Annotated in this window: 14 protein-coding genes; all 14 read right to left on the bottom strand. The window is 39.9% G+C overall.

Annotated features, from left to right (window positions below):
• Positions 1 to 105: 105 nt before the first annotated feature.
• The 14 genes from KR50_RS09330 to KR50_RS09265 all read right to left on the bottom strand — a co-directional run bounded on the left by KR50_RS09330 (position 106) and on the right by KR50_RS09265 (position 15,646).
• A complete protein-coding gene (locus tag KR50_RS09330) occupies positions 106 to 900 on the bottom strand; it encodes a TIGR00282 family metallophosphoesterase (RefSeq protein WP_041057599.1) in 795 nt (264 codons plus the stop codon).
• Between the two features lie 90 nt (positions 901 to 990).
• Positions 991 to 2,550 carry a ribonuclease Y gene (rny, locus tag KR50_RS09325; RefSeq protein ID WP_041057596.1) on the bottom strand — a complete coding sequence of 520 codons (1,560 nt, stop codon included), beginning with the start codon at positions 2,548 to 2,550 and terminating at the stop codon, positions 991 to 993.
• 239 nt (positions 2,551 to 2,789) lie between these two features.
• Positions 2,790 to 3,839 carry a recombinase RecA gene (recA, locus tag KR50_RS09320; RefSeq protein ID WP_041057593.1) on the bottom strand — a complete coding sequence of 350 codons (1,050 nt, stop codon included), beginning with the start codon at positions 3,837 to 3,839 and terminating at the stop codon, positions 2,790 to 2,792.
• 315 nt (positions 3,840 to 4,154) lie between these two features.
• Positions 4,155 to 5,411, bottom strand: a complete 1,257-nt coding sequence (locus tag KR50_RS09315) for a competence/damage-inducible protein A (protein WP_041057591.1) — start codon at positions 5,409 to 5,411, stop codon at positions 4,155 to 4,157.
• Between the two features lie 12 nt (positions 5,412 to 5,423).
• A complete protein-coding gene (gene pgsA / locus KR50_RS09310) occupies positions 5,424 to 6,002 on the bottom strand; it encodes a CDP-diacylglycerol--glycerol-3-phosphate 3-phosphatidyltransferase (RefSeq protein ID WP_041057590.1) in 579 nt (192 codons plus the stop codon).
• Positions 6,003 to 6,105: 103 nt separating this feature from the next.
• Positions 6,106 to 7,008, bottom strand: coding sequence for a helix-turn-helix domain-containing protein (locus tag KR50_RS09305; protein ID WP_052476920.1), 903 nt, complete (start codon positions 7,006 to 7,008; stop codon positions 6,106 to 6,108).
• Between the two features lie 19 nt (positions 7,009 to 7,027).
• Positions 7,028 to 7,819 carry a YmfK family protein gene (locus KR50_RS09300; RefSeq protein ID WP_041057588.1) on the bottom strand — a complete coding sequence of 264 codons (792 nt, stop codon included), beginning with the start codon at positions 7,817 to 7,819 and terminating at the stop codon, positions 7,028 to 7,030.
• A gap of 318 nt (positions 7,820 to 8,137) precedes the next feature.
• A complete protein-coding gene (locus tag KR50_RS09295) occupies positions 8,138 to 8,395 on the bottom strand; it encodes a DUF3243 domain-containing protein (RefSeq protein ID WP_041057585.1) in 258 nt (85 codons plus the stop codon).
• Positions 8,396 to 8,502: 107 nt separating this feature from the next.
• A complete protein-coding gene (gene ymfI, locus KR50_RS09290; protein ID WP_041057581.1) occupies positions 8,503 to 9,228 on the bottom strand; it encodes an elongation factor P 5-aminopentanone reductase in 726 nt (241 codons plus the stop codon).
• Positions 9,221 to 10,525: an EF-P 5-aminopentanol modification-associated protein YfmH gene (gene yfmH, locus KR50_RS09285; RefSeq protein WP_041057579.1), complete on the bottom strand. Its 1,305-nt coding sequence runs from the start codon at positions 10,523 to 10,525 to the stop codon at positions 9,221 to 9,223. The genes ymfI and yfmH overlap by 8 nt, the downstream gene beginning before the upstream one ends.
• Positions 10,526 to 11,800 carry an EF-P 5-aminopentanol modification-associated protein YfmF gene (yfmF, locus tag KR50_RS09280; RefSeq protein WP_041057576.1) on the bottom strand — a complete coding sequence of 425 codons (1,275 nt, stop codon included), beginning with the start codon at positions 11,798 to 11,800 and terminating at the stop codon, positions 10,526 to 10,528.
• A 318-nt stretch (positions 11,801 to 12,118) separates the two neighbouring features.
• The gene (locus KR50_RS09275) at positions 12,119 to 13,075 is read right to left on the bottom strand and encodes an ABC transporter permease (protein ID WP_041057574.1); all 957 of its coding nucleotides are present in this window, start codon (positions 13,073 to 13,075) and stop codon (positions 12,119 to 12,121) included.
• Complete coding sequence (locus tag KR50_RS09270; protein WP_041057572.1) at positions 13,075 to 14,118, bottom strand: ABC transporter permease; 1,044 nt, start codon at positions 14,116 to 14,118, stop codon at positions 13,075 to 13,077. The genes KR50_RS09275 and KR50_RS09270 overlap by 1 nt, the downstream gene beginning before the upstream one ends.
• Complete coding sequence (locus tag KR50_RS09265; protein ID WP_041057570.1) at positions 14,111 to 15,646, bottom strand: ABC transporter ATP-binding protein; 1,536 nt, start codon at positions 15,644 to 15,646, stop codon at positions 14,111 to 14,113. Before KR50_RS09265 ends, KR50_RS09270 begins: the two co-directional genes overlap by 8 nt.
• Positions 15,647 to 15,845: the final 199 nt, after the last annotated feature.

The raw sequence follows: 15,845 nt of genomic DNA, 5'->3' as shown, positions 1-15,845 counted from the left end.
CCTCCTCATTAACATCAACTACCACACCATGGATGTGATGATTTCCATTAACTATATTCACAAAGAGGCATCACTATGCTTTTTGATCAAGTACTTCTGTGATTCTTATACAAAAGGACGATCTTCATTGATCAAGATACGATCTATCGAAAGAGCTTTTCCCGTTTTCCGATCCATATGAATTAAGCAGCCGCTAAGTAGTGTTCGGCCTGTTTTAGGAACTTCAAATCTAGTTGGAAGAGTGGTTAAAAACCGTTTAAGGACCGCTTCCCGTTCCATTCCTAATACGGCATCATAAGGACCTGTCATGCCAACGTCTGATAGATAGGCAGTACCGCCAGGAAGTACGCGATTATCTGCCGTTTGAACATGTGTATGTGTTCCTACCACTGCAGAAACCTTACCATCTAAATACCAGCCCATTGCTTGTTTCTCGCTTGTAGCTTCAGCATGAAAATCTACGAAAATATAAGGAGTGTGACGCCTTGCCTCCTCCACCAGTTTTTTCACAACAGGAAATGGGTCATCTACAGGATTCATAAAGGTACGTCCTAAAAGATTTATTACAGCGATTTCATTGCTGCCTGCTGAAATCATCTGCATGCCTTTACCCGGTGCTCCTTTTGGGTAATTAGCCGGTCTGATTAGATTGCTTGTCTGATCTATGAATTGAAATATCTCGCGATTATCCCACGTATGATTGCCCATGGTAATAGCATCCCCGCCAGCGGCTTCTAATTGCCGGTATATTTTCTCGGTTATTCCTCTTCCCGATGCTGCATTTTCTCCATTTATAACGGTACAATCCGGCTGGTATTTTTCTTTAATTTGCGGTAAATATTCTTCCACCATTTCCCGTCCTGGTGAACCTACCACATCGCCTATAAACAATAATTTCATTTACATTCCTCTTCCTGCCAATTTTTTAAATTTCAACTGTTAGGTTAAACAAATAGAAAGGCAATGTGAGTGATTCACATTGCCTTTAAGCTATTTTGCATATTCTACTGCTCGTGTCTCACGAATTACTGTCACTTTAATATGGCCTGGATAGTTTAACTCTTCTTCGATCCGCTTTCGTATATCTCGAGCGAGTCGATGTGCAGTCAAATCATCAATTTGTTCAGGTTTAACCATAATTCGAATTTCACGCCCAGCCTGAATCGCGAAGGATTTCTCCACCCCATCATAAGACTCTGAAATTTCCTCCAGACGCTCAAGGCGTCTAATATAATTTTCAAGCGTTTCACTTCGGGCTCCTGGCCTTGCAGCAGACAAAGCATCAGCAGCTGCGACAAGTACAGCAATAACAGATGTTGCTTCATGATCTCCGTGATGAGATGCAATACTATTGATCACAACCGGATGTTCTTTGTATTTTGTTGCCAATTCAACACCGATTTCAACATGACTTCCTTCTACCTCATGGTCAATTGCTTTACCAATATCGTGCAGAAGACCGGCACGTCTGGCCAATGTTTCATCTTCTCCAAGTTCGGCCGCTAACAACCCTGATAGATAAGCGACTTCCGTTGAATGTTTTAATACATTTTGACCGTAGCTTGTACGATAACGAAGTCTGCCTAAAATTTTAATTAAATCTGGATGCAAACCATGAGCACCTACATCAAATGTAGTTTGTTCCCCAATTTCCCGGATATGCTCATCCACTTCTCTTCTTGCTTTGTCAACCATTTCCTCAATTCTGGCAGGATGAATTCGTCCGTCCTGTACCAGCTTTTCCAACGCTATTCTTGCTGTTTCCCGTCTAATAGGGTCAAAGCCTGAAAGAATAACTGCTTCTGGTGTGTCATCAATAATTAAATCAATACCCGTTAATGTTTCGAGTGTCCGAATATTTCTTCCTTCTCTCCCGATGATTCGACCTTTCATCTCATCATTCGGCAAATTCACGACAGAAACGGTTGTCTCTGCAACATGATCAGCTGCACAGCGCTGAATGGCTAGTGAAAGAAGTTCCCGGGCCTTTTTCTCTGATTCTTCCTTGGCACGGTTTTCCTGTTCTTTAACCATGATTGCAATGTCTTGAGATAATTCTTTTTCCACCTGATCAAGAATTATGCTCTTCGCCTCTTCGCGGGTTAAGCTCGAGATTCGCTCAAGTTCACGTTCCTGCTTTTGAACCATCTCGTCCACTTTGCTTTCCATCTCTTCAATATGTTGTTGTCGTTCATGCAAGGATTGATCCTTGCGCTCGAGTAATGATTCGCGTTTATTGAGCGAATCGTCTTTACGGTCGAGATTTTCTTCTCGCTGCATTAAACGATTTTCTTGCTTTTGCAATTCGTTTCTTCGCTCACGAAGTTCTGCTTCAATCTCTGAACGAAGCTTATGATTTTCATCTTTCGCTTCAAGCAGTGCTTCTTTTTTTAATGCTTCTGCTTCACGTTTACCATTTTCAATAATTTGTTCTACAGAGCCTTTAGCACCACCGATTTTCGCATCCATCATGAATTTGTGAATCAAATAACCAACAATCACACCGACGATAATGCTAAGCAAAATGGAGATGATAGTAGATTCTTCCATCGTGTTCACCTCCCCTTGCTATTCAAATGTTTCAGATCCTGCCTTTTGTCGGCTAGTATAAAGTACTATACAAGGCCAGGCAATTTACTTATCAATCGAAAAATTTGTAAGATATACAATGTTAATTTTAAGTCTGTGAAAATTCCTTGTCAAGGGGATGAGCCAATTATAAAGTTCTGGTAGAAGATAATTAGTAAAAAAAGACAAAGAGAAAGCTCTCTTTGTCTTTGGTTCCCGCTTTATTCTGAATCTTCGAGCAGGTTAAAATCTTCTTCTTTTTCCGTTGGAGGAGCATTGCGATCTACATCCATCCCGTGATGCTCACGGATTTTCATCATGATTTCCTGGCGCAGTTCAGGGTTCTCTTTAAGAAATTGCTTTGAATTCTCACGGCCCTGTCCAAGTCGGTCTCCATTATATGAATACCAGGAACCGCTTTTTTGAACAATCTCAACATCTGAACCAAGATCGATGATTTCTCCTTCACGGGAAATCCCTTCTCCGTACATGATATCAACTTCAGCAATTCTAAATGGTGGAGCTACTTTATTTTTAACAATCTTAATACGTGTTTTATTGCCGACCATTTCATTTCCCTGCTTCAGTGTTTCCGCTCTCCGTACATCAAGGCGAATCGAAGAATAGAATTTTAAAGCACGTCCTCCAGGTGTAGTCTCAGGGCTGCCAAACATTACCCCTACTTTTTCACGGATTTGGTTAATAAAGATGGCGATTGTATTTGATTTGCTGATCGCACCTGAGAGCTTACGAAGCGCTTGAGACATTAGACGTGCCTGCAAACCGACATGAGAATCTCCCATTTCACCCTCAATTTCAGCTTTTGGCACTAGAGCCGCGACCGAATCAACTACTACGATTTCAACTGCTCCGCTGCGCACAAGTGCTTCTGCAATTTCAAGAGCCTGTTCTCCGGTATCCGGCTGCGATAAAAGCAGCTCATCTATATTAACTCCAAGCTTACTGGCATATACAGGATCAAGCGCATGCTCAGCATCAATGAAAGCAGCCTGTCCGCCTTTAGACTGGACTTCTGCAATCGCATGAAGGGCAACAGTCGTCTTACCTGAACTTTCAGGACCGTAGATCTCAATCACCCTGCCGCGGGGATAGCCGCCTACACCAAGTGCCGCATCTAATGCAATGGATCCGCTGGATATAGTGGATAAATTTCTGTCTGTTTTTTCACCCAGCTTCATTATAGATCCTTTACCGAACTGTTTTTCTATTTGTTTTAAAGCCATATCGAGGGCTGCCTGACGATCACTCACAAAAATTCCTCCTTTTATCTAAGATGTCTTTCACTTTTGAATGACATCTCATAACCTAACTCTACTATACTCTTTTTGTTTCCATATAACAAGCAAAAAGCGAACATTTATTCGCTTTTTTTAGAGAGGAATTTAAAGAGTTTTTAATAATTTTCTAAGAGCTGTTTTCTTTTTTTGCAATGAAATTACACAATACTTTGCTACTTTAAGATTTTTTGAAATTATATTAAATGGCTGCTGGAAAGGAATGAATAAACAGTCCACCAAAGATGCTGAAGTTAACTAACGTTAAAATAAAATTAAAAAACATCATCCTCACTCCACTATCTTGTCAGAATGTTGTTCAAGGAGCTGAATGAGATGAAATAAACCATGTTTCACCGCTTTTAAGCGGATATAATTTCTTTCTCCCTGAAGTTTTATATGAAGTGCTATGGGTGGATTAGATTGAAAAGCGATCCCAATCCAGACAGTCCCCAAAGGTTGTCCTTCCAGAGATTCTGGGCCTGCTGATCCGGTAAAAGAAATACCGATGTCTGAACCCAGTCGATTTTTCACTCCTTCAGCCAACTCGATGGCACACCTTTTACTAACTGCCCCTTCTTCGGCAAGCGTCTTATCGGAAACTCCAGCTAAGTTCATTTTCGCTTCGTTTGTATAGCAAACCAGCCCTCCTTTTAGAACGGAACTCGCTCCCGGCTGACTTCCTATTTGAGAAGCAAACAATCCAGCAGTCAGACTTTCTGCAGAGGCTATTGTCAGCTGTGAAGATGATAAAAGCTCGAATGTTTTCTGCAGCAATGTCTCGTCGTTTTTACCATACATGTATTTTCCAACGATCGAATTGATATCAGCTTCTGTTACATCTAGCATTTTTTGAGCAGTTTTAACTTCTGAATGCTTAGCAGAAATCCTCAATGTAACTTCCCCATCAGAAGCAAGAGGAGCAATCGTAGGGTTTATTTGCTTGTGGATAAGATGTTCTATTCTATCTTCAAGCTCAGCTTCACCTATTCCGAAATATCTTAATACACGGGATATGACGGGCTCTCCTTTTCTAAGCTTTAACAACCTTGGGATAACAGAAGTTTGAAGCATCGGCTTCATTTCACGCGGAGGCCCCGGCAATAAGACAAGAATGGTCCCTTGAGAATTAAGAATCATTCCAGGCGCCATGCCGTGGTGATTGACTAACACATCACTGCCTTCAACTATAAGTGCCTGTTTTTGATTATTTGCCGTCATAGCTTTATTTGCATTTTTAAAATACTGTTCAATAAAGTGAAGGGACTCGTCGTGCATCACAAGCTTCTTCCCCAGGAATTGAGCAACCGTTTCTTTCGTTAAATCATCTTTTGTTGGACCTAGTCCGCCGGTTAAAATAATTAGCTCAGCACGATCTTGCGCTGCTGAAATCTCCGCTAGAAGGCGTGATTGATTGTCCCCGACCACACTATGTCTGTAAACATCTATACCCGCTTCTGCAAGCTTTTGCGATATAAACTGAGCGTTTGTATTTGCAATTTGACCGAGTAGTAATTCTGAGCCCACAGCAATTATTTCAGCATTCATTCCTTCTTCTCCCTACTTTGAATGCCGAAAAGCATCCCAGTTTTTAACGAAGTAGTCAATACCTGACCAAACAGTAAAAATCGCAGCAATATATAAAGAGATTATATCAAATGGTATATTTACAAGTTCAAAAATAATATTATGCAAAAGAAGCAATGAGACGGCAATGATCTGCATCCACATTTTTATCTTCCCTAGCATTGCAGCAGCATGAACCTCGCCGCTTCCTGCAAGTACAAGCCTTAATCCGGTTATTGCAAACTCCCGGCTGATGATGATAATGACAATCCATGAAGGTGCGAGCTGTAATTCCACAAGTATAACTAAAGCAGCGGACACTAACAGCTTGTCTGCCAATGGATCTAAAAACTTTCCAAGATTCGTTACCATATTATATTTGCGGGCATAATAACCGTCAACCCAATCAGTTGATGCTGCGAAGATAAAGATCAACCCTCCGATAAAATGATGAACAGGAATATCAGCGCCTAGCAAATACAAAGTTCCCCACCCAAAATCAACAAGCATAATAATCATGAATAGCGGAATTAATAAAATTCTTGAAATCGTAATTTTATTAGGTATGTTCATATATTTTTCCTCCTAAAACAAAATGATACAATTATTAGCAAAAAAATAGCCATCAATACTGATGACCATTTTCTTTGTTCTTACAATAAAAGTGATTCGATTTCTACTCTTCATCTTCTACTTCAAAAATCATATTTTGAGGATTTACATCAGTGGAGAGTCCGAATTCAACAGGTTCGCCGTTAATCGTTACTTCTGTCCCTGCAGTGCTGCCTATTCTGATGCGAAACCAGTCATATTCAGAAGCATCAAACGACAATTCTCCATCCTGATTCGTCAGCTGCTTGCTTATCAATTCATTACTATTTTCATCTGTAATACCTACCCAGGCTGTAGAAGAGTTAACAGTTACATTAATTTCTTCAGCACCTTTAAGCTGAAAAGTCGTGTCAGAACCAGCTGTGCCAGTGTTCTCTATCGTAAGCTCATCAGAATTCTCTGTGGATTCTTCTGTATCTTCTTCAATTGCTTCCTCTGATTCAGACTCATCATCTGCTTCACCGGAAGTGTCTTCTTCTTCCTCTTCTTCTACTGCAGGAGATACACCTTCCTGCTGCTCCATTCCGACACTTTCTTCTGTACCATTATTTTCAGACTGGTCATTATTTTCAGAAAGTAATGTAACCGCAACGAAATAAACGACTGCTAAAATCCCAATTATAAAAATCACTGTTATAAATGTGGGAAGAAAACTAAACATTCTGGATGAACCTGATGTCCCTTTTCTGGTCTGTGATCTGGATAAATGAGAAGGAATCTGATCCTCATGATTTGAGGGGATATCATTGGCATATTCCTCGAAAAGCTTATCTGGATTCAAACCTACTGCTTCAGCATATTGTTTTATAAATGCCCGAACATAAAAAGAGCCCGGCATCATCGTATAGTTGCCATCCTCAATCCCCTGTAAATATTTTTGTTGAATTTTTGTTAACGATTGCACTTCTTCAAGGCTCAAGCCTTTTTCTTCACGGGCTAGCTTTAATCGATTTCCTAATTCTGTCAATGTTTACACCTACCAATACTTAAAAATCAAAATCGCCAAAGTCTGATCCCCCGAACATATTATTCTTAGGAACCATTTCATATGTAATTTCTTCATCCGGATCATGCCGAAGTTCGATTATATAATCAAAATCATCCAGAGAATACTCTGTGTTTTCTACAAATACATCTGGATGCTCTATCACTTTAATAGCAGGCATCCGCATGATTTCCCGAACTAGCTGCCAATGTTTTTCACTGGCTCGCCTAGTGGAAACGACACCATCTATAATAAACAAATTGTTTTCATTGTACTCTTCCTGAATCAGTTGATTTCGAATCGTCTGTTTCAGTAATGTAGAGGAAACGAAAAGCCATTTTTTATTAGCACATACACTTGCAGCTACAATAGATTCAGTTTTTCCTACTCTGGGCATTCCTCTTATTCCAATTAATTTATGGCCTTCCTGTTTATAAAGTTCAGCCATAAAATCCACAAGTAGACCAAGTTCATCCCGTATAAAACGAAACGTCTTTTTATCGTCTGCATCACGTTGAATATAACGGCCATGTCTGACTGCCAAGCGATCCCGAAGTTTCGGCTCGCGAAGTTTTGTTAATTGAATGGTATCCATTGTACTGATAATGGATTCAAGCCTTGCAATTTGCTCGTCACTTCGAGCTAAAAGAAGCATACCACGTCTTCCTTCATCCACGCCATTGATCGTAATAATATTAATTTCAAGCATACCTAGAAGGGAAGAAATATCACCAAGCAAACCTGGTCTGTTTTTTTGAATTTCGTATTCTAAATACCATTCCTTTTTTTGCACGTGTTCATCCCCTTCTAAAAAACGACCTATTTCGATCATTGCAATATAGTATTAATAATAAAGCATTTTACTGCAATAGAAAAGAGAAACAAAAAGATCTATATAAAAAAGGTTAATAAGGGTATATTACGCAGCTGCAGCTCTACAGCTCATAAACTCTTATTTTTTATTATAAGACGGAGGCGGGTTCAACAGATTTATCAACAAAAAATTCATTATAATCTTTAACTGGAGAAATAGCCGGTCTTATACCACTTAATAATAAAAGAAGAGGCAGGGATAAAAAATATCCCTGCCTCTTTCATTTCAGCTATCGCCTTAGTGTGTTTCGTCGTGGCTGGTTAATCGAACCATTAAATTAGCAATAACGTGTTGCTCCTCTGTATTTGCTACAGACCACAAATCAGCAAGGACACGCTCCTGTTCATTTTTCGGGTCAACGTTTTTCGCTAGGTAGTCACCAATCTGAAATGCAACCTCTGACATCTTATTCTTTTCCATACCGCCCTCTTGAGCATGAACAACCTTGTCGCCCAAAAAAGATTTCCACTGCTGCCAATTTTCAAGAACAGACATAATGTTACCTCCTTTTTTTATCATCTTCAAAATATACGGAGACCTAGTAGGATGTATCTCCATACCTTTCTTAGTATGTTAAAAAAAGCAGTGCTTATACATAATGATTAAGCGTACCAGCCGCCATTAATAGACAGCACCTGAGAAGTGATATAGGAGGAATCCTCGCCAAGCAAAAATAAAACAGCTCCGGCAATTTCTTCAGGATTGCCCATTCTCCCGGCAGGAATATTATCGACGATCGCATTTCTGTCTATATCATCATAGTGATGTGTCATAGAAGTTTCCACGGAGCCTGGTGCTACAGCATTAACTCTAATTTTTGATGGAGCAAGCTCTTTACCCAGCGCTTTGACAAATGAGAGCTGTGCTCCTTTAACAGCTGAATACATTACTTCATTGGAAGCGCCGGTTTGACCCCAGATTGAGGAAACAAAAACAATTGCCCCGTTTCTCACTGAGCGCATGGAAGGAAGAAAAGATCTGATAATGCGTGCTGGCTGAAAAACATGGCTGGACCAAAGTTCATTCATAACATCATCAGGAGTTTCTTCAAGCAGTCCCTCATAAGTAGCTCCTCCTGCATGAACAATCGCATTCACTTCCTCTATCGCATTTATAAGGGAGTCTGTGCTTTCTTGAGAGTGAAGGTCAGCGTATATGGGAATGATGTCCGATGAAAATTCCTCACCCAATTTTTCCTTCAATGAAAAAATTGATTCTTTGTTTTTATTATAGTGAGCATAGACGGACCAGCCTTCTTTAATCAATCTTTCTGTAATGGCCGATCCTATTCCTCCGCTTGCCCCAAGAACCAGTGCTTTTTTACTCAACCGCCTCTTTTTCCTTTGGTAAAATATAAAAACTGGTAATATGTTCTGGCTGGGCGAGATCAGACAGGGCAGCTGCTATATCTTCTTTGGTCAGGGTTTCAAGAGTAGGAACTGCATCAAATAAATCCATTTCATTAAACGTATACCGCGTAAATTGATTTGCAATAAATTCTGGAGAATTTAGAGACCGTAGAAATCCGCCTATGTTCTTCTTTTTCACAGAATTAATTTGTTCATCTGTTATTGAAGAATGCTGTGCTTCTTCAATTAGGATCGATTGCACGGTTTGTGAAAGCTTATCTGGATCTCTGGTGTTTCCTCCTAAAAGTGCAAAGCCATAGCCGAGCTCCTGAGAAAAATCAAATGTAAAACTGTCATCAATAAGCCCTTCTTCATACAATTTTGTATAATGTTTAGACGTTCTGCCAAACAAGACATCTAACGCAGTATTTACTGCCAGTTCCCTGCGCAGAAGATCTTTTCCCTGCAAAGTCACGTTTGAAGCTTTCAGTCCAAGCATACACTTAGGTACCTGAACATCCATATTCAACTGGTGATGTTTTTTTGCAACGCTTGCCGGTTCCTCGTCAAAATGCCTCTGAATAGGAGCCTGATTTTTAAAGTCTCTTCTATTTTGTGAAGCCTTCACCTGATCGATGATTTTTTCCGGGTCAACAGAGCCAACGATAAACAGGACCATGTTTGATGGATGATAAAACGTATCATAGCATTGATACAAATGATCTTTTGTAATGTCAGTTATAGAATCGATTGTTCCTGCAATATCCACCCGTACTGGATGAGTATGATACATATTTTGAATGGTTCCAAAATAGAGGCGCCAGTCCGCATTGTCTTCATACATGGTAATTTCCTGGCCGATAATTCCTTTTTCCTTTTCTACAGTTTCTTCCGTAAAATAAGGAGATTGAACGAAATCGATTAATGTTTCCAAGTTTTCGGAAACTTTTGATGTACTTGAAAACAAGTATGCTGTGCGGGTAAAGGAAGTGAAGGCATTAGCAGAAGCGCCGTTCTCACTGAATTTCTGAAAAACGTCCCCATCTTTTTTTTCAAACATTTTATGTTCAAGGAAATGAGCGATTCCATCAGGAACGTTGATAAACTCTTTTTCTCCAAGAGGAACAAATTGGTCATCGATTGAACCGTATTTAGTTGTAAATGTAGCATATGTTTTACTGAACTCGGGCTTAGGAAGAATATAAACAGAAAGGCCGTTTTCCAATTCCTCGAAAAACAATTCCTCCTGCAGCTGATCAAAATTCTTTTTTTTCATTTAAGCTTCCTCCTTTCCCGTTAAAATATATGTGGTATCCATTTGTACTTTTTGAGAAACGGTTACAATATCTTCTTTCGTTACTTTGTCGACTTTTCCGAACCATTCTTCAATTGTAAACTCATTCCCGGAAACATCTCCCTGGTAAAGAACTTCAACAATTCCTCTGGCTGAATCCAGTGTTTCAAGCATCTGGTTTTTCATAACTGCACGCGTCTGGTCCAGCTCTTTTGAAGAAATATCACCATTTTGTATTGCCTTCAGCTGCTCAAGAATAATGTCTGAGGCCCGGTCAATCTTACCAGGATCCACTCCGGACATAATTAAAATTAGCCCTTTATGACTTTCCATTCTGCTTGCAGCGTAATAGGCCAGACTTTCTTTTTCACGAACATTTATAAAAAGCTTAGAGTGTGGGAAACCGCCTAAAATTCCGTTCATCATCACTAATGGAATATAGTCATTTTCTCCGTATACAGTTCCAGTACGAAACCCCATGTTTAATTTACCTTGTTTTATTGATTGCTTCTCAACTACTTTTTTAGGTTCTTCTTTCTGACTGTACCCTGCTTTTTCATCAGCCAATGCGGCTCTCGGCTCAAAAGATAAATATTTTTCACAAAGCTCAGCAATTTCTTCTTCATTTATATCTCCAACTACATAGAAGTCAACAGCATCCTCATTTATCATCTTTTTATAAGCATGATAAAGCTTTTCAGGTGTAATCGAGTCCACCTCTTCAACTGAACCATGCGGGTGTAATGCAAAAGGCTCTCCTTCACACATTTCTTCAATCAAGCGCTGTGAAGCATATCTCATTTTATCATCTCTTGCAGCTTCTAATCGCTGTTTTAATGATCTTTTCTCCTGTTCAACAATTTTCGAATTAAACGCGTCACCTTCAACTAATGGATTAAACAGCATCTCTGCCAAAACATTGAAAGCTTCTTTTGTTAATGGGGAAGAATCTTTAAGAAAGCGCTCATTTGCAATATCGACCGAAAAACTAATGATATGGGATTCTCCCTTTTTACTTACATCTACTTGAGCATTCGCGCCATAAAGGTTATCGAGATAGGTCCGAAAAGATGCCGTCGTTGGCCATTTCTTTGTTCCGCTTTGAAGTATATAAGGTAATAGAGCTCTCGCTGTAACATCACCTTTTTGTAAGGGTGCTCGAAACTTAATGACTAATTGATTTGTTTTAAATTGCTTTGTTTTTATTGTGTGAATCGAAATGCCTTGCTTTTTTACCGTTTTAGGTTCAATTCTCATAATTTCGCTCCTTCTAGCAGATATCCCTCTCTGCCGCCATATCTTAGTATTTATATTCTATGGTAACACTATACATACTAATGAATGCAAGCTACAAGCCGGAGTATTAAAAAAGTTCTTTATGTTATGAAAAGTTAATCTTAATTAACGTGATAAACGGACTAAATATAGAAGAATGTGACAATATTTTAGACTTTAAAATATAAAAACGAGGCTTGGACAAAAGTGTCCCAGCCTCGTTTCTGCAAGTCTTTTCTATAAAAGGACTTTATCTGTTTATGATCTTTGACTCATCAGTGAAATCATGCATCTACAAGCTTATCTTTTCCCTTTAATATAAGAAGTTCCAATTGCTTTTGGTGCATCAGCACGGCCAATAAAGCCAGCGAGAGCAAGAATTGTCAGAACGTACGGTGCGGATAGAAGAATCCAGTTTGGCACATCTGCAAGCAACGGAAAACTCGAACCAATAATGGCCAGACTTTGAGCAAGACCAAAGAATAATGCCGCTCCCATTGCCCCGATCGGATGCCATTTTCCAAATATAACTGCCGCCAGTGCGATAAAACCCTGACCGGTAATTGTCGATCCGCTGAAATCCTGCGTGATCGTCTGTGCGTAGACTCCACCGCCAAGTCCTCCTAGTACACCTGAAATGACTACAGCGATATAACGCATCTTATATACGTTTATCCCCATCGTATCAGCAGCTAAAGGATGCTCACCGACAGAACGCAAACGCAGCCCAAACGGAGTTTTGAATAAAACAAACCACGCAATAAATGCCACAATAATCGCTAAATAAGATGTTACATAGTTATTAAACAGGATCGGTCCAATAACAGGAATATCATAAAGAAGCGGGATTTTTTGATAGTACAGAGGCTCCGGAATCTTATCGGTCTGTCCTGCACCGTACCATGCTTTAACTAAATAAACCCCAAGTCCCAGTGCTAGAAAGTTTATTGCAACTCCGCTTACAACATGGTCAGCACGAAATGAAATAGAGGCTACTGCATGAATAAGTGAAAACAATCCCCCAATCCCCATTGCAACAAGCAAAGCAACCCACGGGGTCGATGCTCCAAGCGCTGAAGCAAAGGTAATATTAAACACCACTGCGGCGAAAGCACCGATAACCATTAATCCCTCTAATCCAATATTTACTACTCCTGAACGCTCTGAAAACACACCGCCAAGCGCAGTAAATATAAGGGGGGCTGATGCAAACAGCATGGATTTTACCAAGATTTCAATTGCAGACAGGATATCCATTATTGAGCCCCTTTCTTAAAGCGCTGCAGCAAGTAAGCAATAATATAGCTTGAAGCAACGAAGAAAATAATAATTGCTATAACAATTTCCACAAGTTCGGTCGGTACACCAGATTCAAGCGGCATGATTAGAGCTCCCTGTTTTAAAATCCCAAAAAGAGCAGCTGCTAAAACGACACCAATCGCAACATTTCCACCCAGCAGGGCGACGGCGATTCCATCAAAGCCTACACCTGAAAAAGCACCATGAATAAATCCATAACCAAATGTTCCAAGACCTTCCATTGCTCCTCCAAGACCTGCAAAAGCACCGGATATAACCATCGAGAGAACAATGTTTCGATTTACATTCATGCCAGCGTATTCAGAGGCATTTTGATTGAATCCAACAGAACGCAATTCGAAGCCGGTCGATGTTTTTTCCAAAATAATAAAATAAATAATAGCTCCAGCAAGTGCGATAAATATTCCATAATGCATCGTGGAAAATTCAGTAAGCGCTTCAAAAAAAGGTGATTTTAGTGAAGCAGATTCCGGTACACGGTCAGTGGTGTTCTGTTCGTCTGAAATAACATAGCGCACAAGGTAATTAACTAAATGAAGCGCGATGTAGTTCATCATGATTGTGACGATAACTTCATGGACCCGAAGACGAGCTTTTAAAATGCCCGGAATAAATGCCCAGAGAGCTCCTGCGATAGCTCCTGCAGCAATCGCCATTGGAAGATGAATGATTTTTGGGAGATCAAAAGCTAAACCAACCCATACCGAAGCAATCCATCCTACAAGAAGCTGACCTTCTACACCTATATTAAATAGGCCGGTTCTGAAAGCAAAGGCTACAGCTAGTCCAGCAAAAATATATGGAGTAATTTGCCGGATTGTTTCACCGATATAAAAGGTTTCGCCTAATGATCCTTTTAAAAGCGCACCATAACCGTCAATCGGGTTGTATCCTGACACAATCATGACAACAGCGCCTATTAACAGACCTAGTGCCACTGAAATCACTGGAATTAGTATCGTTTGGGCACGATTAAACATCCTTCTTTTCACCTGCTTCCTTTTTCTTAGAGCCCGCCATTAATAAGCCCAACTCCTGTTCAGACGTCTTTTTAGGATCGACGGTCGCAATAATATTCCCCTCATAAATCACGGCAATTTTATCGCTGACATTCATAATTTCTTCGAGTTCAAAAGATAAAAGCAAAACTGCTTTGCCTTTGTCTCTTTGATCAATTAAGCGTTGATGAATAAATTCAATTGCTCCTACATCAAGTCCCCTGGTGGGCTGGGCAGCGATCAGTAAGTCAGGGTCTCTATCAATCTCTCTGCCGATAATTGCTTTTTGCTGATTCCCCCCAGATAAGGCTCTTGCCTGTGTATATTCAGACGGAGTTCTCACATCAAATTCTTTAATTAACTTTTTTGCCTGTTTATTTATTTCTTTATTATTCAGCATACTCATTTTAGAATACGGTCGTTGATAGTAGGTCTGCAGAACCATATTGTCTCCTATCGGAAAATCAAGAACCAAACCATGCTTATGTCTATCTTGAGGAATATGACCTACTCCTGCTTCAGTGATTTTTCTTGTTTTCAGGGCTGAAAGTTTCTTGCCATTGAGCTTAATGGACCCTGAAGAAATTTTCCTTAAGCCAGTGATGGCTTCGATTAATTCAGATTGTCCATTGCCGTCTACACCGGCAATCCCAAGAATTTCACCCGACCGCACTGTTAAGTCAAGGTTTCTGACTGCTGCAACTCCCCTTGAATCCTTTACATTTAACCCCGAAATTTCAAGCACTACGTCTTTTGGAACCGCGGTCGTTTTTTCGGTTGTAAAGAGGACTTCTCTTCCTACCATCAAACTTGCAAGTTGCGTAGGGGTAGCACCCTCGACATCTAATGTATCAATTCCAACACCCTTGCGTATGACCGTCACCCTGTCACAAACAGCAATAATTTCTTTTAGCTTATGGGTAATTAAAATGATTGACTTACCTTCTGCAATTAACGTTTTAAAAATTTGTATCAACTCTTTTATTTCCTGCGGGGTTAATACAGCTGTAGGTTCATCAAAAATAAGAATCTCAGCACCCCTGTAAAGCGTTTTTAAAATTTCCGCTCTTTGCTGCATCCCGACCGAAATATCAGCAATTTTTGCTTTCGGGTCTACACTCAATCCATAGCGGTCAGAGATTTCCTGAACCTCTTTTTCAGCTTTTTTCATATCAATGGAAAGACCTTTTTTGGGTTCAGATCCTAAAACGATATTTTCAGTGACAGTAAAAGTGTCTACCAGCATAAAATGCTGATGCACCATGCCAATCCCTAATTCATTTGCTATATTCGGACTTGTTATATTTACTTTCTGACCTTTCACTCTGATTTCACCTTTTTCAGGTTGATACAGACCAAAAAGCACATTCATTAAAGTAGATTTACCCGCTCCATTTTCCCCAAGCAACGCATGTATTTCCCCTTTTTTTAATTGAAGCGTGATATTATCGTTCGCAACAATTCCCGGGAATTCTTTGCGGATGTTCAGCATTTCAATTACATAATCCATCCGTACCCACTCCTTTTATTATCTTCGTGCTCAGTTGTCAGTTGATCGAGGTCCGACCTCCGCGCAGATGACGCTATAAAAATACTAAATGAAAACAAGAATTTGTTTCCGGTTTTCAGTTAGGATTTTTTACGATCACTCGATTTCGCTCGAAAAAAAAAAGGAATTTCAGGCCAAGAAAAAACCGGCCTTCCATTCC

Source organism: Jeotgalibacillus campisalis, assembly GCF_000829515.1.
Classification (GTDB): Bacteria; Bacillota; Bacilli; order Bacillales; family Jeotgalibacillaceae; genus Jeotgalibacillus; species Jeotgalibacillus campisalis.
This window is presented reverse-complemented; position numbering and strand designations above follow the sequence as displayed.